This window comes from Streptomyces sp. NPDC029956, from assembly GCF_055574655.1.
This window is the reverse complement of sequence record NZ_JBVHZJ010000003.1, coordinates 87,773-106,342: the sequence shown is the minus strand read 5'-3', so window position 1 is coordinate 106,342 and position 18,570 is coordinate 87,773. Positions and strand designations below refer to the sequence as shown.

Sequence of the window (18,570 nt, the reverse complement as noted above, 5' to 3'; positions counted from 1 at the left end):
GCGTGTACCGGTTCCTGAGAACGCCCCGCTGGTGGGGGATCAACGTCTTCGTCCTGCTGGCGATCCCGTTCTGTGTGTTCATGGGGACCTGGCAGCTGGGCAAGTTCGAGGATCGCGTCGACTCCCACGAGGCGGCCGAGAAGCGACCCGCCGCGAGCACGCTGAAGGCGGAGCCGCTGGTCTCCCTGCTCCCGGTGGACAAGGAGACCTCGGGCCGTTCGGCCGAGGCGCGCGGCCGGTTCGGGGCGCAGTTCCTCGTCCCGGACCGTGATCTGGACGGCCGGACCGGCAGCTATGTGCTGACGCTGCTGCGGACGGACGGGGGCAGGTCGCTTCCGGTGGTCCGCGGCTGGCTCCCCACGGGCGCGGAGGCCCCCGCCCCGCCGTCCGGCGAGGTCACGGTGGTGGGCGCGCTCCAGGCTTCGGAGAACGGCGGCACCAAGGGTGCGGCCGCGGCCGGCGGGTTGCCCGAGGGCCAGCTGGGGATGATCAGCGCGGCTTCCCTGGTGAACGTGGTCACGGACGACGTGTACGACGCCTGGATCACCCTCGCCGACTCCCCCGCCGGGCTCACCCCGGTTCCGGCGGCGGCCGCGGCGGGCACGAGTCTGGACGCGAAGGCCTTCCAGAACCTCGGGTACACCGCGGAGTGGTTCGTCTTCGCCGGGTTCGTCCTCTTCATGTGGTTCCGCCTGGTCCGCCGCGAGGCGGAGGCGACCCGCGACGAGGCGCTGGGGCTGTAGGTCGGAAGCCGGCCTGCAGGTCGGAAGTCGGCCTGCAGGTCAGGAGCCGCCCCGCAGGTCAGGAGCCGGCCCGCAGGTCAGGAGCCGGCCAGGACCCCGGTCCAGTAGATCGTGCCCGCGCAGGCGTCGGGGATCGTCGCCGACGCCGAGGGGCCGCCCGGCTCCGCGACATGGCTGACCAGGACGCTGCCGTCCGCCGGGCCGCCGTCCTCGTGGAGCAGCTGGGGCGCGGCGCCGGAGCCGGTGTCGGGGCCGGTGCCCGGATCGGTGCCGCTTCCTCCGGAGCCCGCGCCCTCGCTGGGGTCGGGGGTGCCCGTGCCGTTGGTCGGGGTGTCCGTCGTCGGCGGCGTGGTCGGCGGCTCGGTCGGCGGCGGCACCGTCGGGGTCGGGCTGGTGGGTGTCGTGGGACAGGTCTCGCTCGGCACCCAGACGAACTTCACCTCGTAGGAGGCGTTCGGCTTCAGGGCCAGCGAGGAGAACTCCTGGGAGGGGTCGGGCAGTCCGCTGCCCCCGTCTCCCGAGGTGTGCCGGACCACCGAGATCCGCGCCGGGTCGGCGGCGCCGCGGGCCTCGAAGCCGACGACTCCGCTGCCGTCGACGATGCACACCCGGTCGGAGATGTTGGCGATGCGGAAGGTGCCGTGCACCTTGCCCTCGCCGTCGGGTCCGCCGGCTCCCGCCGAGCTGACGCCGAGCTGCTCGACCGCGCACGCGGCGAAGCCTCCGGGGCGGGCCTCCGCCTCCTGCCGGCTGGTGGAGGACACGCCGGGGCCGGGTCGCTGCGGCTTGCCCGCGGAGCCGTCGGTGGCGCCCTGACTGGGCGACACGGTGCTCGCGGGGGGCGCGGCGCTCTGGCCGCCCTCGATGCCGGTCTCGGCGCCGGTGCCGCCCTGGGCCTCCTCGCCGTGGCCGGCGTTCACGGGGTTGCCGGCGGCGGAGACGCCGCCGGAGGAGGCGACGTGCACGAAGGCGGGTACGGCGGTGCCGATGAGGACCGCGGCGGCGGCGGCGCCGACGACGGCCTGCCGCTTGCGGGCGCGGCGCGCGGGTACGGCACGGCGCAGGTGATCGAGCGAGCCGAGGGACGGTTCCAGGCCGGACACGGCGCTCTGGAACAGCCGCCGCAGCGCGAGTTCGTCGTCCCCGTCGCCCTCGCCGGGGCCGGGCTCGATGTTCACCATGCGCTGTCCACTCAGGTCGTCACGTTCATCGGGGACGTCGTTCTCGACGCCGTCGTCGCCGTTCTCGACGTCCTTGCGGGGTGCCTCGGTCACGACGTCGCTCCCATCGCGACGCGCAGTGAAGCGATGCCCCGCGAACCGTACGCCTTCACCGAACCCAGGGATATCCCGAGCGCCTCGGCGACCTGGACCTCGGTCATGTCCGAGAAGTACCGCAGGGCCAGCACCTCGCGCTGCCGACGCTGGAGTCCGCGCATCGCCTTGATCAGGTCCTCGCGCTCCAGCTGGTCGTACGCGCCCTCCTCCGCGCTGGCCATGTCCGGCATCGGCTTGGACAGCAGCTTGAGTCCGAGGATGCGGCGGCGCAGCGCGGACCGGGAGAGGTTCACGACGGTCTGGCGGAGATAGGCGAGGGTCTTCTCCGGTTCGCGCACCCGCTTGCGGGCGGAGTGGACGCGGATGAACGCCTCCTGGACGACGTCCTCGCAGGAGGCGGTGTCGTCGAGGAGCAGGGCGGCGAGGCCGAGGAGCGACCGGTAGTGGGCACGGTAGGTCTCGGTCAGGTGGTCGACGGTCGTTCCGGCCGCCGGGGCGCCTTCGGCGCTGGTCCGGGGCGACGGGATGCCGTCCACGGAGCTCGCGCGGGATCCGGTGGGCACGGGGGCGATCACCGGCATGCCGCCGAGCGCGCGCGGCCGGCGGTAGGGGACGACCGCGGAGCCGCGTACGGGAACGACCGCGGAGCCACGCGCGGGGACGACCGCCGTGCCGCGTACGGGGACGACGGCGACGCTCCGCGCGGGGAGCACAGCGGTGCCCGCGCCGCGCAGCGGAGCGACGGTCGCGATGTCGAGTACGTCTGCCACGCATGTTGGACACGCTTCCCCCCGACAGGGTTGTACGCGTACGCCACCCTTTTCGACGGTGAGTCGTTTGTCCTCATGCGTAACCGTTCTCCCCCGATGCCCCGCTTCACAGCGTGTTCCACGCCACATTGGTGAGTGCACGCAGAGACGCCTCCCACCCAACTACTGGTTGCAGTAAGGGGAAAGAGCATCGTCGACCACGGCATCACCGCAGTTCAAGAGGTATCTGACGCCTAATTGCTCACAGGTCGTTCACAGATCCTACAAATACGTGACAACCGATTCCGCGATCTGGAGGGCGTTGAGGGCGGCGCCCTTGCGGAGGTTGTCGGCGCAGACGAAGAAATCGAGCGCCCGCTCGTCGTCCATGGAGCGCCGCACCCGGCCGACCCAGGCGGGATCGGTGCCGACGACGTCGGCGGGGGTGGGGAAGTCGCCCGCGGCGGGGTCGTCGTACAGCACGACCCCGGGCGTGGTCGCGAGGATCTCGTGCGCGCGGTCGAGCGGCACGGGGCTCTCGAAGCGGGCGTGCACGGAGACGGAGTGTCCGGTGACGACGGGCACGCGCACACAGGTGGCGGCGACCCGCAGCGCGGGGAGCGCGAGGATCCGCCGGGTCTCGTCCCGTACGCGCTCCTCCTCCGAGGAGGCCCCGTCGGCGCCCGCCGTGCCCGACCAGGGCAGGACGTTGAGCGCGAGGGGGCCGGGGAAGGGCCCGGTGTTCTCGCCGACGGCCCGCCGTACGTCTCCGGGGTGGGTGCCCAGGTCGCCACGGCCGGCCACCAGGCCGAGCTGGGCACGGAGCGCCTCGACGCCGGCCCGTCCGGCACCGGCGCCGGACGCGGCCTGCTGGGCGGTGACGACCAGTTCGGAGAGCCCGAACTCGGCGTGCAGGGCGCCCACACCGACGACCAGCGCGAGGGTGGTGCTGCCGGGGCTGGCGACGACGCCCCGGGGGCGTACGCGCGCCGCGTGGGCGTTGATCTCGGGGACCACGAGGGGGACGTCGGGGTCCGCGCGGAAGGCGGCGGAGGTGTCCACGACGACGGCGCCCTTGGTGGCGGCGATGGGTGCCCAGCGGGCGGCCACCGTCTCGGGCACCAGGAACAGCGCCAGGTCGACGCCTTCCAGGGCCTCCTCGTCGAGCGCGAGGATCTCGCACTCCTCCCCGCGCACGGCGGCCTTGCGGCCGGCCGAGCGCGGGGAGGCGAGGAGGCGGATCTCGCCCCAGACGTCCGCGTGGTGCGTGAGCATCTGGAGCATCACCGAGCCGACGGCTCCGGTCGCACCGACGACCGCGAGCGTCGGCTTCGGCGTCATCGGCCGGTGCCTCCGTAGACGACGGCCTCGTCCGAGTCGCTGTCCAGGCCGAAGGCGCCGTGGACGGCGCGCACGGCCTCGTTGACGTCGTCGGCGCGGGTGACGACCGAGATGCGGATCTCGGAGGTCGAGATGAGCTCGATGTTCACTCCCGCGTCGGAGAGCGCGCGGAAGAAGTCCGCGGTGACGCCCGGGTTGGTCTTCATACCGGCGCCGACCAGGGAGATCTTGCCGATCTGGTCGTCGTAGCGCAGCGAGTCGAAGCCGATCGCGCTCTTCGCCTTCTCCAGGGCGTCGATGGCCTTGCGGCCCTCGGCCTTGGGGAGGGTGAAGGAGATGTCCGTGAGGCCGGTCGAGGCGGCGGACACGTTCTGCACGATCATGTCGATGTTGATCTCGGCGTCCGCGACGGCCCGGAAGATGGCCGCGGCCTCGCCCGGCTTGTCCGGCACGCCGACGACGGTGATCTTCGCCTCGGAGGTGTCGTGGGCGACGCCCGAGATGATGGCCTGCTCCACCTTGCGGTCCCCTTGCGGCTCGTTGCTGACCCAGGTGCCCTGCAGCCCCGAGAAGGACGAGCGGACGTGGATCGGGATGTTGTATCGGCGTGCGTACTCGACGCACCGGTGCAGCAGCACCTTGGAGCCGGAGGCGGCGAGCTCCAGCATGTCCTCGAAGGAGATCCAGTCGATCTTCTTCGCCTTCTTCACCACGCGCGGGTCGGCCGTGAACACGCCGTCGACGTCGGTGTAGATCTCGCAGACCTCGGCGTCCAGCGCGGCGGCCAGCGCCACGGCGGTGGTGTCGGAACCGCCACGGCCGAGCGTGGTGATGTCCTTCTTGTCCTGGGACACGCCCTGGAACCCGGCGACGATGGCGATGTTGCCCTCGTCGAGGGCGGTGCGGATCCGGCCCGGCGTGACATCGATGATGCGCGCTTTGTTGTGGACCGAGTCGGTGATGACACCGGCCTGGCTGCCCGTGAACGACTGTGCCTCGTGGCCCAGGTTTTTGATCGCCATGGCCAGCAGGGCCATGGAGATCCGCTCTCCGGCGGTCAGCAGCATGTCGAACTCACGCCCGGCAGGGATCGGGGATACCTGCTCGGCGAGATCGATCAACTCGTCCGTCGTGTCGCCCATCGCGGAAACCACGACGACCACCTGGTGGCCGTTCTTCTTGGCGTCCACGATCCGCTTGGCGACGCGCTTGATGCCTTCGGCATCGGCAACGGAGGAGCCTCCGTACTTCTGCACGACAAGGCCCACGTGCGCTCCTCGCTCAGTGTGTGCCGCAGCCGGCGCTGCGATCGGCTCAGTCTAACGAGCGACCCGCGAACGCCTACGTGATATCGCATCGTGAGACGCGGCGCTCACTGGGTGATCATTCGGGCCGCTGCGGGGATATCTCGCCGTGCAGCCACCACTCCACCGTGCGCCCGCTCTCCGCACCGTGGGGGTCGCCCGGCCCCTGCGCGTCGAGCGTGTCGCGTACGTGGACGGTGTACGGATGGTCCTCGCCGAGGACACGCGTGCAGACGGACAGCAGCTCCGTGTACTCGGCACGGGCCTGTTCGATCGCCCCGACGGCCGCGTAGAGGCCGACCAGGTTGATCCGGCTGACCAGGGTCTCCGGGTCCTCCTCGCCGAGGAGCAGGCTCATCTCACCCGCCGCGTACGCGTTCAGCACGAGGGCCTCCAGGGTCCGGTTCGCGTCCTGGTAGATCCCGGCGAGCCCGGAACAGGCCGCCAGCGTCTCCTGGTCCCCGGGGCCCAGGACCCGGACCATGTCCCCCAGCACGCTCTCCTTCAGAGCCATCGCCCGGTGGGTCAGTCCGGCCTTCGCATGGGCCGTCGCGAGGCAGGACCGTGCCTTGAGCGTCATCGGGTCGTCGGCTCCCAGCACCTCGGTCATATCGCGCACCATCGCGGTCGCCATCTCGATCGCCTCGTCCGCGCGGCCCGCCGAGGCGAGGCTCTCGGACAGCGCGCCGCGCAGTTCCAAAAGGAATGGATTGTCCGGGCCGAACAGCCGCTCACAACCGGCCAGCGTCCGCGCGTACACCTCGGCCGACTCCTCGTACAGCCTGTTCAGGCTCAGGTACGCGGCCGCGGTGACAAGCACCGGCATCAGGTACTCGCCGTCCCCCGCGGGGTCCGTGTGCCGCAGGTGCGCCTCGACGTGCGGCAGCAGCACCCGCCACACCTCCCGGTCGGCCGGGTCCTCGATGTCCAGCGGGGCGGCATGGGCGAGCGCCGTCTCCGCGAGCGATCGCACTCCTTCGATCATCCCCCGCTGCCCGGGTACGTCGTCCCCGGGCGGCGGCCGGCGGGCGATGGCCTGCACGAGCCGGTGGACGGAGACCGAGCCGTCCTCGTGCAGGGTGATCATGCTGTGCGCGGCCAGCTCCCCGAGCGCCTCCCGGGTACCGGGGAACGGCGGCAGGAGCATCGCGGGAATCCGGTCGGGGGCGAACCAGCCGAGCAGCCGGAGCAGCCCCGAGGCATACGGGACCGTTTCGGAGAGCCTGTTGAGCGTGACGCTCAGGGCCCGGCCGACGGCCTCCTCCGCATTGCCGAGGCCGCGGCTCCGGCCCAGCTCCGCCAGATAGTCGAACGGGGCCGTGGCCGTGCGGCCGCAGTACGCGGCGGCGATCTCGACGGCGAGCGGCAGCTGTCCGAGGGTCTCGCAGAGCTGCTCCGCCCCGGTGGTGTCGCGCGGGCCCGCGTGGGTGGCGACCCGGGTGAACAGTTCGACGGCCTCGCCCGCCGCCAGCACGGGCAGGGTGAGGAGGCGCCCGATCCCGTACCAGGTGTCCGTCGTCCGGCTGGTGACGACGATCCTCCCCCGGTCGCCGGCCCTGGCCAGCAGGCCCTCCACATCACGAGGGTCGGTGACGTTGTCGAGCACGAGCAGCCAGCCGTCGTGCGCCGACAGCCACTGCAGCGCCCGCTCCCGCAGCGCCTCCTGCGGGAGTACGTCGATGAGCTCCGGCTGCATCGCGGCGGCCAGGCCCGCGAGCCCCGCGTCCACGTCCGCCCGGCTCTCCGCCGTGATCCACCAGACGGGGTTGCGGTGCGGCGCCTGCCGCAGGGCCCAACGGGCGGCGAGCGAGGACTTCCCCACCCCGCCGAGCCCGCAGATGACGACGGTCTCCGACTCCCCGTCGAGCAGGCCGCCCTCCTCGTCGCGCCCCACGAAGTGGGCGGCCCTGCGGGGCACGTTGACGAGTCCGGGCGGGCAGATCACCGGCCCGAGGGCCTCCGCCGGCAGGGCGGTCACCCGGTCGCCGGTGTGTACCCACCCGATGTTCCCGCCGGCCGCGACGGAACGGTCCCCCGAGGCGGAGACGCCCCCGTCGCCGCTCACGCGTCGCCCGTCGTCACGCTCCCGATGTCCCCGCCGGCGGCGACGGAACGCTCGCCGGAGGCGGTGACGGGCCCGGCGGGTGCCGTGCCGCCGGCGGGGGCGGGCGGGGAGGCGGGAGGAGCGGCGGGCGGCACGGCCGGGGGCCGCGCGCCGTCACCGGTGACGATGGTCCCGATGTTCCCGCCGGCGGCGACGGACCGGGCGCCGGAGGCCTCCACGGGGGCCGCGCCGCCGCGCCCGAACTGCGCCCAGAGCGAGAGCCCCAGTCCGGCGAGGGCGAGGACGACACCGGTGACGCTGGCGATCTGATCGGCCGTCCCGAGGTCGACGGAGGCGACGACGAGGAGAGCGAGAACTCCGGCGGTGGCTACGCCGATTCCGCTCCGGAGGAGGGCCTTCGAGGGGGCGGTTGCTGCCATGGGGCCATGATGCGGGACGTGGTCGCCCGACGGCAGCCGTTCGCAAGGGAGTTCCTGAGTCCTCGGCCCCCCGCGGACGCTCGCGCCGTCTACAGACGCTCGCGCAGGCCCAGCGGTCCGCCGATCTCCTCCGCCATCACGCGGCCGGCCTCCTCGGCGAGGTCGTCCTCGGTGAGGTCCTCGTCCGTGTCGAGGCCGTCGAGGGCCGCGAGGGGCTGGTCGAGGCGGACGTGGGCGACGAGGGACTGGAGGGCGCGGAGGGTGGCCGAGGCGGTGGGGCCCCAGTTGGAGAAGTACGAGAACTGCCACCACCACAGGGCCTCGCTGGTGCGGCCCGCCCGGTAGTGGGCCAGGCCGTGGCGGAGGTCGGTGACGATGTCGGCGAGGTTGTCGGAGATCCGGGCCGGGACGGGCGCCTTGCGGGGCTCGTACGGGTCGAAGACCTCCGAGAAGACGTCGACCGGTTCGAGGAGCACGGCGAAGCGCATGCGCAGGTCGTCCACGTCGGGCTCGGGGCCCGTGTCCGTCTCGTACCGCTCGTCCGGGACGATGTCCTCGTGCGCGCCGAGCCGCCCGCCCGCGAGGAGCAGCTGCGAGATCTCCAGGAGCAGGAAGGGGACCGCGCTGTCCGGCTCGTCGCCCTTGGCGACCTCGGCGGTCGCGACGATGAAGCTCTCGATGGAGTCGGCGATCTGGACCGCGAAGTCGTCGGGGTTCTGCGTGATCGCGTGCAGCGTGGGGTCAGACATCGAGGAGCCTCCCTGAGAGCGCGCCGGCCCGGTCGTCATACATCTAGCAGCCTCCGTCCCTCGAAGGCACGGCCGAGGGTCACCTCGTCGGCGTACTCGAGGTCGCCACCGACCGGGAGCCCGCTCGCGAGCCGGGTCACCTTGAGTCCCATGGGCTTGATCATCCGCGCCAGGTACGTCGCGGTGGCCTCGCCCTCCAGGTTCGGGTCGGTCGCGAGGATCAGCTCGGTGACGGCGCCGTCGGCGAGCCGCGCGAGCAGCTCGCGGATGCGGAGGTCGTCCGGGCCGACGCCCTCGATCGGGCTGATCGCGCCGCCGAGGACGTGGTACCGCCCCCGGAACTCGCGGGTCCGCTCGATCGCGACGACGTCCTTCGGCTCCTCGACCACACAGATGACGGTCAGGTCGCGGCGCGGGTCCCGGCAGATGTTGCACTGCTCCTGCTGTGCCACGTTGCCGCAGACCGCACAGAACCTGACCTTCTCCTTGACCTCCAGGAGGGCGTGCGCGAGACGCCGTACGTCGGTCGGCTCGGCCTGGAGGATGTGGAAGGCGATCCGCTGCGCGCTCTTGGGACCGACGCCGGGCAGCCTGCCCAGTTCGTCGATGAGGTCCTGAACCACGCCTTCGTACACGGAACGCCCTTTCGAGGGAGTGCTTGATTCTTACGGTAGTGGCTTGAAGCGAGCCTAAGAAGCCCACGGGAGCCGGGAGCCGCGCTCGACGGCCGTCGAGCGCGGAAGAGCACCCGGGCCCGGAGGGGCCCCGGGGCTCAGAACCCGAGGCCGGGCATGCCGCCCATGCCCTGGGCCAGCGGGCCGAGCTTGGCCTGCTGGAGCTGCTGCGCGTTGTCGTTGGCGGCCTGCACGGCGGCCACGATCAGGTCGGCGAGCGTCTCGGTGTCCTCCGGGTCGACCGCCTTGGGGTCGATGACCAGGCCACGCAGCTCTCCGGATCCGGTCACGGTCGCCTTGACCAGGCCGCCGCCCGCCTGTCCGTCGACCTCGGTCGCCGCCAGCTCCTGCTGGGCGCGGGCGAGGTCCTGCTGCATCTTCTGGGCCTGCTGCAGAAGCTGCTGCATGTTGGGCTGACCACCACCGGGAATCACGGCCACTCCTGAGGTTCGGTACGTCCGTATGTCGGTACGCCGAGCCTACGTGGTCCCCGCCCGCCCTGCTCCACCACTCTTTCGGGTGAGAAACTGCGGGCTCCTCTACCTGATCAAGACCCCCTTGCGGGCGGAAATCCTGGGATTCCGGGCCCATCGCCCACCATTCGGCGGTAGGAAGGGCAGGCACCACGTGCACCGCACGTCACAGAAGGACACGAGCACTGAGCTGAACAGAGGAGTCCCCCGGTGAGCCAGCAGCCGGAGATGCAGCCACCGGGGCCCCCCGGGGGAGACGTCCACCGCGATCTGACCGGTACGCCGTTCCCCCTGGGCGACTGGGGCGAGCCCGCCGAGCGGCTCGACGAGCTGTACCGCTGGGTGGAGTCCCATGCCCTGCGCACCGCCGAGTGGTACCTCTCCGACCGCGTCTGGAAGCGCCGCAGCGCCCGGATCCTGCGGATCGGCACGGCCGCCGGGGTGATCGCGGGCGCCGCGCTCCCCCTGCTCGACCTGACCGGCGTCGCGGAGGGCACCGTCGGCTGGGGCTACCTCTCGCTGCTGCTCGGCGCCGCCTGCCTGGCCTGCGACCGGTACTTCGGTCTGACGTCCGGCTGGATAAGGGACGTGGCGACGGCACAGGCCGTGCAGCGGCGTCTCCAGGCCCTGCAGTTCGACTGGGCCTCGGAGAGCGTCCGGGAGGTCCTGGGCCCCACGGAGGGCACCGCCAGCGAGGCCGCCGAGCGCTGTCTGGGCGTGCTGCGCCGCTTCTCGGAGGACGTGACCGAGCTCGTACGGGCGGAGACCGCGGACTGGATGGTCGAGTTCCGCTCGGGCCCGGCGCCGCTCGCGCTCCAGTCGGTGGGCGTGGTGCCCGCGCGGGCGGAGAGCCATCACCCCTCGGGCCGTTTCCCGCTGCCGCCGGGCACCCGGCCGAACATGCCCCGTCAGCGCCCCCCGGAGGCCCGCTGACGCAGGCCTCCGGGGTCCCTCGGGGCCGTGGGCGCGGGGCGCACGGCCCGGGCCGTGCGCGCGGACCTCAGCTCAGGATGATCATCGAGCCCTGGGCCAGGCTCCTGGTCGCCGCCGCGTGCAGCCCGAGCCATACGTGGCGCTCCCGGGCGAAGGGGCCGCCGTCCTGCGGAACCGGTACGGCCGGTTCCTCCAGGGTGGTCGGCCGCTCCGGCGGTACGGGGGGCGCCGGCGGGTTCGAGGGGTCGATGCCGATCGAGGGCGCGACGAATTCCAGCTCGCGCAGCAGCCCGTACGAGGAGCCGAGCGGCCCGCCGCCCTCCAGGAGCTCGTCGCTGGCGAGCGGGACCGGGAAGTCGACCGGCACGTACGCGCCCGCGTGGTCGTAGTGCCAGACCAGGTGCGACTGCTGGGCGGTCGCCTCGAACATCTCCAGGAGCTGTTCGTAGTCCCCGCCGAGCTCGCCGACCGGTTCGACCGGCAGTCCGCACATCTGGAGGAGGTAGGCGCGGCGCAGGAAGTGCAGCGCCTCGTAGTCGAAGCCGGCGATCGGGGCGACGTCGCCGGAGAGCCCCGGCATGTACGCGTAGACGGGCACGGTCGGCAGACCGGACGCGCTGAGCACGGCGTCGTACGCGGCGATCTCTTCGGCGAAGGGATTGTCGGGGCTGTGGCACAGCACGTCGACGAGGGGGACCAGCCACAGGTCACAGGCCAAGGGAGGCTCGCTCTCCGTCAGTTGCGGGGGACGCTCGCAGGGCGTACGCCAGGCTTTTGCAGGGACGGCCAGGTTAGTCGGCGCCCGACGGACACCGTCCACCCGCTGAGGAACTGCCCGGGGAGCCGGGCCCTCAACCGGGAGACCGCCCCTCAACCCCGCCGGCCCGTCCCGGCCTCGTCTCGCGGCGCGCTCAGCGGGCCCGCTGCTCCAGCCGGTCCGCCCATTCCATGGAGTGCGCGTTGTACTCCCGTACGACCGCGACGGCCGCTTCCGCGTCGCCGCGGGTGATCGCGTCGACGAGGTCGACGTGCCCGCTCCACAGCCAGCCGAGGACGTCCCGCTCGGAGCGCAGGTAGGGGACGGAGAACACCCAGGCCTGGACGCGGAGCTTGTGGAGGAACTCGGCGATGTAGTCGTTGGCGGCGACCAGCCGGGCGAGTTCGCGCCAGTACCGGATGTCGTACCCGATGAGGACGTCGAGGTCCCCGGCGCGGGCGGCGCGCGCCGCCGCCTCGCCCCTGCGCCGTATCGAGACCAGGGCGACGCCGACTCCGAGGTCGGGTTCCGTGACCGCGGAGCGGGGCGGCACCATGGCGGCGTCGCGGCGGAAGATGCCGTCGACGACGAGCATCCGGGCCTCGACCATCCCCCGGTAGTCGTCGACCGAGTACTGGTGGACGCGGAAGCCGCGGTGCTGGTCGGAGTCGAGGAGTCCCTGCGCGCAGAGGTCGACGAGGGCTTCGCGCACCGGGGTCGCGGAGACGCCGTACTGATCGGCGATCTGTTTGACGGTGAATTCCTCGCCGGGTTGGAGACGGCCCGCGAGCACCTCGTCACGCAGCGCGTCCGCGATCTGCTGTCGCAAGGTGTTGCGGGTGACAGCTCCGCTCGCGGGCATGGGTCGGCCCCCTCCGTCCGGCTCCGGACACCCTAGTCCAGACGGAAGGGGCCACCCCGTTCGCGGTTACGCGGTGTGCTCGTCGGCGACCGTGAGGGCCGCGTCCAGGGCCGCGAGGCCTTCCTTGGCCTCCGCCTCGGTGACGTTGCAGGCGGGGACGGCGTGGGTGCGGTTCATGTTGACGAAGGGCCACAGGCCGTTCTTCTTCGCCGCGGCGCCGAAGGCGGCCATCGGCGCGTTGGCCTCGCCGGCCGCGTTGTACGGGACGAGCGGCTCGCGCGTCTCCCGGTTCTTGACCAGGTCGAGCGCCCAGAAGACGCCGAGGCCGCGGACCTCGCCGACGGACGGGTGGCGCTCGGCGAGTTCGCGCAGGCCGGGGCCGAGGACGTTCTCGCCGATGTGGGCGGCGTTCTCGACGACCTTCTCGTCCTCCATCACCTGGATGGTGGCGACGGCGGCGGCGCAGGCCAGCGGGTGACCGGAGTAGGTCAGTCCGCCCGGGTAGGGCCGCTTGTCGAAGGTGGCGGCGATCTTCTCGCTGATGGCGACGCCGCCGAGCGGCACGTAGCCGGAGTTCACGCCCTTGGCGAAGGTCATCAGGTCGGGCACGACGTCGAAGTGCTCGGCGGCGAACCACTTGCCGGTGCGGCCGAAGCCCGCCATGACCTCGTCGAGGACGAAGACGATGCCGTACTTGTCGCAGATCTCGCGGACACCGGCGAGGTAGCCGGGCGGCGGGGTCATGATGCCTGCGGTGCCGGGCACGGTCTCCAGGATGATCGCGGCGATCGTCGCCGGACCCTCGAAGGCGATCGTGTCCTCCAGGTGCTGGAGGGCCCGCGCGCTCTCCTCCGCCTCGGTGGTGGCGTAGAAGGGCGAGCGGTAGAGGAACGGCGCCCAGAAGCGCACGACGCCGGCGGAGCCGTTGTCGGAGGCCCAGCGGCGCGGGTCACCGGTCAGGTTGATCGCGGTGGAGGTGGCGCCGTGGTACGAGCGGTAGGCGGAGAGCACCTTCGTGCGGCCGGTGTGCAGCCGGGCCATGCGGACGGCGTTCTCGACGGCCTCGGCGCCGCCGTTGGTGAAGAAGATCTTGTCCAGGTCGCCCGGGGTGCGCTCGGCGATGAGGCGTGCGGCCTCGGAGCGGACGTCGATGGCGAAGGCGGGCGCGAAGGTGGTGAGCTTCGCGGCCTGCTCCTGGATGGCGGCGACCACACGGGGGTGCTGGTAGCCGATGTTCGTGTAGACGAGGCCGCTGGTGAAGTCCAGGTAGCGGTTCCCGTCGTAGTCCCAGAAGTACGAACCCTCGGCGCCGGCGACGGCGAGCGGGTCGATCAGGCCCTGGGCGGACCAGGAGTGGAACACGTGCGCGCGGTCGGCGGCCTTGACGGCGGCCCCGGCCTGGGGATCGGGTTCGATGACATGAGGGGTCATGGGGTCGAGGGTAAGGAACCGCAGGTAGGGCGGGCCATGGCCATCTTGTCCACCGAGACCGGGGCGGACGCGACACCTTGTTTCGGGGCGCGGGCCTGTCCGCCGTTTCGGGGCGCGGGCCTCCCCACCATTGACAGCATCCTGTCGATATGACAGTCTCTTGTCATCAGCGGAGCCAAGGGATCGACCACACCGACCAAGGGGTCAGCCATGGGAACGAAGACCGGAACGAAGACCGTCCACCTCGCCGTCTACGACACGCTCGCCGACTGGGAGACGGGCCACGCCACCGCCTGGCTCGCCCGCGCCGGCTACACGGTCCGGACCGTGGGCCCGGTCGCCGGGGAACCGGTCACGACCATCGCCGGCATCCGGATCGTCCCCGACCTCGCACTCGCCGACCTCCGCCCCGAGGACAGCGACCTGCTGATCCTTCCGGGCGCAGACAAGTACGACGAGGGCGACGAGCTCGCCGCCTTCCCGGCCGCGGCCCGCGCCTTCCTCGACGCCGGGGTCCCGGTCGCCGCGATCTGCGGCGCCACCGCCGGGCTCGCCAAGGAGGGCCTGCTCGACGACCGCCCCCACACCAGCGCGGTCTCCTTCTACCTGGCCGCCACCGGCTACAAGGGCGGCGAGCACTACGTCGACGCGGACGCGGTGACGTCCGGGGGCGAGGCCGGGACCGGAGACCTGATCACGGCGGGCCCGACGGAGCCGGTCGCCTTCGCACGCGAGGTCTTCGCCGCGCTCGGCGCGTACGAGGGCAAGCGGGACGCCTGGTACCGCCTCTTCCACGACTCGGACCCGGCGGCGTTCGTCGAGCTGAACTCATGAGCCGCGAACAGCAGGACGCCCTCTCGCGCACGGCCCTGGGCGTCTTCCGGCTCAACGGCCAGTTCCTCGCCGTCTCGGAGAAGCTGGCCGAGCCGGCCGGCCTGACCGCCGCCTGGTGGCAGGTCCTGGGAGCCGTCCTCCCGGCCCCCCTCCCGGTCGCCGGGATCGCCCGGGCCATGGGCATCACCCGGCAGAGCGTCCAGCGGATCGCGGACCTGCTCGTACGGGAGGGACTCGCGGCGTACGAGCCGAACCCGGCCCACCGCCGCGCCAAGCTCCTCACTCCGACCGAGGCGGGCCGGGCGGCCATCGCCCGCATCGACCCGGGCCACGCCGAGCTGGCGGCCGCGCTCGTCCGGGAGCTGGGCGGCCAGGAGGCCTTCGACGAGACGGTCCGGGTCCTGGACCGGCTGTCGGCCGCGCTCGAAGCCGTCGAGGCCGGTCATCGTTAGGCGGCAGGCCGCGCTCAGAGCGGAAGGTCGTCGGGCAGCACCCGGAACGCCTTGTGCCGCCCGAGAGGGCGGACGGCACGGAAGTCGCGACGATCAAGCGTGAGGATCGCGTCCGTGTCGTACTCGGCGGCCAGAGCGACGTTGACGGCATCGGCCAGGTCGAGGTCGAGCGCCGCGTAGCGCAGCCGGACCATCTGGGCGGCGCCCAGGTGGTCCTCGGTGATCTCCGGCAGGGAGACCCGCCCCCGGCGCATCCAGTGCCGGATGTCGTCCACCGCGCCGAGCGCGGCTTCGCGGCCGAGCTCACGCGTGGCCACATGGTCGAGCTCGGCCAGCAGGAGCGGGGACATCACGAGCAGCCCCGCGGCCTGGATCGCCTCGGTGGCCGCCGCGTTCTCGGGGTGGGTGGAATCAAGAGCGGCCAGCAGCCCGGAGGTGTCGGCCACGACGATGATCACGCAGCGGTCCCCGCTTCGGTGTCCACCTCACGCAGGGCGGCGTCGGCCACGACATCGCGGACCTCGGCTTTGGCCAGGGTCCGGCCGCGCCCCTCGAACGTGCGCGAGAACAGGGGCTCGTCCCAGACCCGGTTGGCCATGGCCGCGAGGTGGATCCCCTGCCGGATGATCTCGGCCTCGCTTATGCCGCGTCGCTTGGCGGCCTCCTTGATGATCGCCAGGTCCTCGGGGTCGGCGTACACGTTCGTGCGCTTCATGGACATGTACCAACGGTAGCCCATGTACCAGATTGATGTATGCGCGTCCCCGGTCGGTCCGGGTGGTCAGGACACACCGTTGAACTGCTCGGTCACGGCGCTCCGCAGCAGCAGCGGGTGGACGAAGCGGTCCGGCGACGACGGCGGGAAGCGCCACGACAGCGGCCAGGTCCTCCCCGTCAGCGCCGGCACCGGCACGAAGCTCACGTGGGCGGGCCCGGAGTTGAACCGGGTCACCCCGCGCGGCCACGCCTTCCGCGCCGTCGACCCCGGCGGCACCAGGAAGTAGACCCCGCGCCGCCCGTTCGCCTCGATCACCACCGGCCCCGGGTCGCCCCCGGTGAGCGCCTCCATCCGGTCGGCGAGCAGCCGCCCCTCGTCCCCGTCCACCCGAACGGCGTCGAATTGCACCCCCGCCTTACGGAGTTGGAATCCGGAAGCAGGAATCCAATCCACGTTTACGTCCCGATTCTCTTCATTCACGAGGACATGTTCCCGCGTCGGCGCTAGCGTTTTCCACGACTGCGGCGGGCGCGTCGGCAACCCCTTGACCTGCATCAACGCGCCTTGTGGGCAGTCGAATTCGGCGAGGAGCAGTTGAGACCGGTTGAGATCGGTTGAGTCCGAATGGGGAGCGGGAATGGCGCGAGCGGAGAACAGGGAAACGGTCGGCCCTGCGGCCAGGATGGCGGCGGCGGTGGCCAGGAAAACGCGAGTGAAGCAGGGACTGACGCAGGACCAGTTGGGCACGCGGATGGGCTTCACGGGGGCCGCGATCAGCGCGATGGAACGGCTCATCCACCCGGTGAGCGACGACATGCTCGTCCAGCTCGAACGCGTCCTGGGCGGCGGCACGGGCATCTTCGAGGAGATGCGGGAGCTCGTACGGCTGGAGAAGCTGCCCGAGCAGTTCCGCGGGTACGCGCCGATCGAGCAGAAGGCGGTGGCGCTGTGGCTGTACGCGAACCACGTCGTCCACGGGTTGTTCCAGACGGAGGCGTACGCGCGGGCGCTGATCGCGGGTGGCTACCCGGAGCCGACGCCGGAGCGGGTCGAGGAGCTGGTGGTCGGCCGGATGGCGCGGAAGGCGCTGTTCGACCGGAAGCAGGTGTGCGAGATCGAGCTGGTCCTCGACGAGTCGGTGCTACGGCGGCCGATCGGCGACGAGGAGGTCATGCGGGAGCAGTTGGCGCACTTGGCGGAGTGCGCGCGGAGGAGGAACGTGAACCTTCAGGTGTTGCCGCTGGATGCGGGGCTGGGGGGTGAGTACGTGGCCGACCGAGGGAACCTGACGGTCATCGAGACCACGGTCCACGACCACGTCACCTACCTGGAGATCCAGGGCGAGAGCCTGCTGATCACCGACCGGACGAAGGTCAATACGCACCGCCAGCGGTATGCGAAGATCCGGGCACAGGCCCTGGATCCGCGCGGGTCGCTGGGCCTCATCGAGGAGTTGGCGGGAGTACAGAGATGAGCGACACCCTGCACTGGTTCAAGTCCAGCTACAGCGACAGCGGCGGCGGGGAGTGCGTCGAGGTCGCCACCTGCCCCCACGCCGTCCACCTCCGCGACTCCAAGCAGAGCGACGGGCCCACGTTCACCGTGGAGCCCGTCGCCTGGAGCGTGTTCGTCGCGTGGCAGTAGCCGACTAGCAGGACAGGTTCGACCCCGCGGGGACGCCCAGGATCTGGGTGAACTGCTGGTACTTGGTGACCCGGCTCTGGACCTGGGCCGGGTTGCGGCCGTTGCACTCCAGGCTGCCGTTGATCGCCCAGATCGTCTGGCCGAAGCCGGCGCCGTTGACCATGGCGTTGTGGGCGGTCATCGTGCCGGGGCCGCTCTGGGTGTTCCAGTACCAGAGGCCGGTCATCATGGCGACGGCCGGGTCCTGCTCGACGCGCCAGGGGTTGTTCAGCAGGTCGATGCCGAGGGCGTCACCGGCGGCCTTGTAGTTGAAGTTCCAGGAGAGCTGGATGGGGCCGCGGCCGTAGTAGGCGGCCTGGCCTGCGGGGCAGCCGTAGGACTGGCTGGTGTCGCAGTAGTGCGGGTAGTTGGCCGTGTTCTGCTCGACGATGTGGACGAGGCCACCCGTCTCGTGGGAGACGTTCGCGAGGAAGGCCGCGGCCTCCTGCTTCTTCACGGTGTCGCTGCCGGTGTTGGCGAAGCCGGGGTACGACTTGAGGGCGGCGGTGAGGCCCGCGTACGTGTAGAAGGGGTTCCGGCTCGGGAACATCTGGTTGAACTGAGCCTCGGAGACCACGAATCCGGAGGTCGGCGGCGTGGTCGGCGGGGTGGTGGGCGGGGTGGTGGGTCCGCCGCCGCAGACGCCCTGGTCGGCCCAGACGCCCCACTCGCCGGTCGTGCCGGGGGTCTCGTTCTGGGTCCACCACTTGGCGGACCAGTTGTGGCCGTTGTGCGAGGCCGTCATCCCGCCCGTGTAGACGCTGGAGGAGTTCCATGCGGCCGCACAGGCGGCTGCCGCGCCGGCGGAGGCGGCGGGGAGGAAAAGGACGGCGAGTCCGACGACCGTACAGAGCGCGGCCAACGAGGTGACCAACTTACGCAGCATGCGTACTTCCTTCCGGGTGGGGCCGGGTCGGGGGGAAGCACAGCGAAGCGCGATTGGTCTGGACCTGTCAAGGTCTAGACCAGAAGTTGTGACAAGGGAAATTCCACTTGCCCCGAAACCGCAAGTGGCGGGGGGGGGGGGGGGGGGGGGGGGGGGGGGGGGGGGGGGGGGGGGGGGGGGGGGGGGGGGAGGGGGGGGGGGGGGAGGAGGGGGGGGGAGA

At 71.7% G+C, this 18,570-nt stretch carries 22 protein-coding genes; 6 read left to right on the top strand and 16 right to left on the bottom strand.

Annotation, left to right across the window (positions count from 1 at the left end):
• Positions 1-2: 2 nt before the first annotated feature.
• Positions 3-743: an SURF1 family protein gene (locus ACZ4XX_RS02990; protein WP_468506236.1), complete on the top strand. Its 741-nt coding sequence runs from the start codon at positions 3-5 to the stop codon at positions 741-743.
• Between the two features lie 77 nt (positions 744-820).
• Here the strand turns inward: ACZ4XX_RS02990 and ACZ4XX_RS02985 are convergent, their stop codons facing one another.
• The 9 genes from ACZ4XX_RS02985 to ACZ4XX_RS02945 all read right to left on the bottom strand — a co-directional run bounded on the left by ACZ4XX_RS02985 (position 821) and on the right by ACZ4XX_RS02945 (position 9,755).
• Complete coding sequence (locus ACZ4XX_RS02985; RefSeq protein ID WP_468506235.1) at positions 821-2,017, bottom strand: hypothetical protein; 1,197 nt, start codon at positions 2,015-2,017, stop codon at positions 821-823.
• Complete coding sequence (locus tag ACZ4XX_RS02980) at positions 2,014-2,790, bottom strand: SigE family RNA polymerase sigma factor (RefSeq protein WP_468506234.1); 777 nt, start codon at positions 2,788-2,790, stop codon at positions 2,014-2,016. Before ACZ4XX_RS02980 ends, ACZ4XX_RS02985 begins: the two co-directional genes overlap by 4 nt.
• Before the next feature lie 261 nt (positions 2,791-3,051).
• Complete coding sequence (locus tag ACZ4XX_RS02975) at positions 3,052-4,110, bottom strand: aspartate-semialdehyde dehydrogenase (protein WP_468506233.1); 1,059 nt, start codon at positions 4,108-4,110, stop codon at positions 3,052-3,054.
• Entirely contained in the window at positions 4,107-5,378 is a 1,272-nt protein-coding gene (locus tag ACZ4XX_RS02970) for an aspartate kinase (RefSeq protein WP_468506232.1), read from the bottom strand. Before ACZ4XX_RS02970 ends, ACZ4XX_RS02975 begins: the two co-directional genes overlap by 4 nt.
• A gap of 115 nt (positions 5,379-5,493) precedes the next feature.
• On the bottom strand, positions 5,494-7,479 hold the full coding sequence (locus ACZ4XX_RS02965; protein ID WP_468506231.1) for a tetratricopeptide repeat protein: 1,986 nt from the start codon (positions 7,477-7,479) through the stop codon (positions 5,494-5,496).
• Positions 7,476-7,898, bottom strand: a complete 423-nt coding sequence (locus tag ACZ4XX_RS02960) for a hypothetical protein (protein WP_468506230.1) — start codon at positions 7,896-7,898, stop codon at positions 7,476-7,478. The genes ACZ4XX_RS02965 and ACZ4XX_RS02960 overlap by 4 nt, the downstream gene beginning before the upstream one ends.
• Before the next feature lie 89 nt (positions 7,899-7,987).
• Positions 7,988-8,647, bottom strand: coding sequence for a DUF5063 domain-containing protein (locus ACZ4XX_RS02955; RefSeq protein WP_468506229.1), 660 nt, complete (start codon positions 8,645-8,647; stop codon positions 7,988-7,990).
• Between the two features lie 35 nt (positions 8,648-8,682).
• Positions 8,683-9,282, bottom strand: coding sequence for a recombination mediator RecR (gene recR, locus ACZ4XX_RS02950; protein ID WP_017240166.1), 600 nt, complete (start codon positions 9,280-9,282; stop codon positions 8,683-8,685).
• 137 nt (positions 9,283-9,419) lie between these two features.
• Positions 9,420-9,755, bottom strand: a complete 336-nt coding sequence (locus ACZ4XX_RS02945) for a YbaB/EbfC family nucleoid-associated protein (protein WP_015034576.1) — start codon at positions 9,753-9,755, stop codon at positions 9,420-9,422.
• A 267-nt stretch (positions 9,756-10,022) separates the two neighbouring features.
• Here ACZ4XX_RS02945 and ACZ4XX_RS02940 point away from each other — a divergent pair, with 267 nt between their 5' ends.
• The gene (locus ACZ4XX_RS02940) at positions 10,023-10,727 is read left to right on the top strand and encodes an SLATT domain-containing protein (RefSeq protein WP_468506378.1); all 705 of its coding nucleotides are present in this window, start codon (positions 10,023-10,025) and stop codon (positions 10,725-10,727) included.
• Positions 10,728-10,794: 67 nt separating this feature from the next.
• On the opposite strand, the gene ACZ4XX_RS02935 is transcribed toward ACZ4XX_RS02940, so the two are convergent.
• From ACZ4XX_RS02935 to ACZ4XX_RS02925, 3 genes are all read right to left on the bottom strand, one after another.
• On the bottom strand, positions 10,795-11,445 hold the full coding sequence (locus ACZ4XX_RS02935; protein ID WP_468506228.1) for a hypothetical protein: 651 nt from the start codon (positions 11,443-11,445) through the stop codon (positions 10,795-10,797).
• 193 nt (positions 11,446-11,638) lie between these two features.
• The gene (locus tag ACZ4XX_RS02930; RefSeq protein ID WP_468506227.1) at positions 11,639-12,346 is read right to left on the bottom strand and encodes a GntR family transcriptional regulator; all 708 of its coding nucleotides are present in this window, start codon (positions 12,344-12,346) and stop codon (positions 11,639-11,641) included.
• A 66-nt stretch (positions 12,347-12,412) separates the two neighbouring features.
• On the bottom strand, positions 12,413-13,777 hold the full coding sequence (locus tag ACZ4XX_RS02925; protein WP_055602519.1) for an aspartate aminotransferase family protein: 1,365 nt from the start codon (positions 13,775-13,777) through the stop codon (positions 12,413-12,415).
• Positions 13,778-13,987: 210 nt separating this feature from the next.
• Here ACZ4XX_RS02925 and ACZ4XX_RS02920 point away from each other — a divergent pair, with 210 nt between their 5' ends.
• Both ACZ4XX_RS02920 and ACZ4XX_RS02915 read left to right on the top strand, forming a co-directional pair.
• A complete protein-coding gene (locus ACZ4XX_RS02920; protein WP_468506226.1) occupies positions 13,988-14,611 on the top strand; it encodes a DJ-1/PfpI family protein in 624 nt (207 codons plus the stop codon).
• Positions 14,608-15,063, top strand: coding sequence for a MarR family winged helix-turn-helix transcriptional regulator (locus ACZ4XX_RS02915; RefSeq protein ID WP_468506225.1), 456 nt, complete (start codon positions 14,608-14,610; stop codon positions 15,061-15,063). The genes ACZ4XX_RS02920 and ACZ4XX_RS02915 overlap by 4 nt, the downstream gene beginning before the upstream one ends.
• Before the next feature lie 14 nt (positions 15,064-15,077).
• Here ACZ4XX_RS02915 and ACZ4XX_RS02910 read toward each other — a convergent pair whose 3' ends face one another.
• From ACZ4XX_RS02910 to ACZ4XX_RS02900, 3 genes are read right to left on the bottom strand one after another with little or no spacing between them, the layout of a single operon-like run.
• Positions 15,078-15,521 carry a PIN domain-containing protein gene (locus ACZ4XX_RS02910; protein ID WP_468506224.1) on the bottom strand — a complete coding sequence of 148 codons (444 nt, stop codon included), beginning with the start codon at positions 15,519-15,521 and terminating at the stop codon, positions 15,078-15,080.
• Positions 15,518-15,784: a ribbon-helix-helix domain-containing protein gene (locus ACZ4XX_RS02905; protein WP_468506223.1), complete on the bottom strand. Its 267-nt coding sequence runs from the start codon at positions 15,782-15,784 to the stop codon at positions 15,518-15,520. The genes ACZ4XX_RS02910 and ACZ4XX_RS02905 overlap by 4 nt, the downstream gene beginning before the upstream one ends.
• 60 nt (positions 15,785-15,844) lie before the next feature.
• On the bottom strand, positions 15,845-16,261 hold the full coding sequence (locus tag ACZ4XX_RS02900; protein ID WP_468506377.1) for a hypothetical protein: 417 nt from the start codon (positions 16,259-16,261) through the stop codon (positions 15,845-15,847).
• A 157-nt stretch (positions 16,262-16,418) separates the two neighbouring features.
• Between ACZ4XX_RS02900 and ACZ4XX_RS02895 the strand changes: the two genes are divergently transcribed.
• Both ACZ4XX_RS02895 and ACZ4XX_RS02890 read left to right on the top strand, forming a co-directional pair.
• Complete coding sequence (locus ACZ4XX_RS02895; protein ID WP_468506222.1) at positions 16,419-17,255, top strand: helix-turn-helix domain-containing protein; 837 nt, start codon at positions 16,419-16,421, stop codon at positions 17,253-17,255.
• Positions 17,252-17,425, top strand: coding sequence for a DUF397 domain-containing protein (locus ACZ4XX_RS02890; protein ID WP_468506221.1), 174 nt, complete (start codon positions 17,252-17,254; stop codon positions 17,423-17,425). The genes ACZ4XX_RS02895 and ACZ4XX_RS02890 overlap by 4 nt, the downstream gene beginning before the upstream one ends.
• A gap of 4 nt (positions 17,426-17,429) precedes the next feature.
• Here the strand turns inward: ACZ4XX_RS02890 and ACZ4XX_RS02885 are convergent, their stop codons facing one another.
• Positions 17,430-18,350, bottom strand: coding sequence for a glycoside hydrolase family 19 protein (locus tag ACZ4XX_RS02885; protein ID WP_397998855.1), 921 nt, complete (start codon positions 18,348-18,350; stop codon positions 17,430-17,432).
• Between the last annotated feature and the right edge of the window lie 220 nt (positions 18,351-18,570).

Bases quoted from the DNA above. Each gene is read 5' to 3' on its own strand.
- ACZ4XX_RS02930 (WP_468506227.1), bottom strand. From the start codon at position 12,346: ATGCCCGCGAGCGGAGCTGTCACCCGCAACACCTTGCGACAGCAGATC.
- ACZ4XX_RS02960 (WP_468506230.1), bottom strand. From the start codon at position 7,898: ATGGCAGCAACCGCCCCCTCGAAGGCCCTCCTCCGGAGCGGAATCGGC.
- ACZ4XX_RS02920 (WP_468506226.1), top strand. From the start codon at position 13,988: ATGGGAACGAAGACCGGAACGAAGACCGTCCACCTCGCCGTCTACGAC.
- ACZ4XX_RS02940 (WP_468506378.1), top strand. From the start codon at position 10,023: ATGCAGCCACCGGGGCCCCCCGGGGGAGACGTCCACCGCGATCTGACC.
- ACZ4XX_RS02905 (WP_468506223.1), bottom strand. From the start codon at position 15,784: ATGTCCATGAAGCGCACGAACGTGTACGCCGACCCCGAGGACCTGGCG.
- ACZ4XX_RS02895 (WP_468506222.1), top strand. From the start codon at position 16,419: ATGGCGCGAGCGGAGAACAGGGAAACGGTCGGCCCTGCGGCCAGGATG.
- ACZ4XX_RS02915 (WP_468506225.1), top strand. From the start codon at position 14,608: ATGAGCCGCGAACAGCAGGACGCCCTCTCGCGCACGGCCCTGGGCGTC.
- ACZ4XX_RS02955 (WP_468506229.1), bottom strand. From the start codon at position 8,647: ATGTCTGACCCCACGCTGCACGCGATCACGCAGAACCCCGACGACTTC.
- ACZ4XX_RS02890 (WP_468506221.1), top strand. From the start codon at position 17,252: ATGAGCGACACCCTGCACTGGTTCAAGTCCAGCTACAGCGACAGCGGC.
- ACZ4XX_RS02885 (WP_397998855.1), bottom strand. From the start codon at position 18,350: ATGCTGCGTAAGTTGGTCACCTCGTTGGCCGCGCTCTGTACGGTCGTC.
- ACZ4XX_RS02975 (WP_468506233.1), bottom strand. From the start codon at position 4,110: ATGACGCCGAAGCCGACGCTCGCGGTCGTCGGTGCGACCGGAGCCGTC.
- ACZ4XX_RS02925 (WP_055602519.1), bottom strand. From the start codon at position 13,777: ATGACCCCTCATGTCATCGAACCCGATCCCCAGGCCGGGGCCGCCGTC.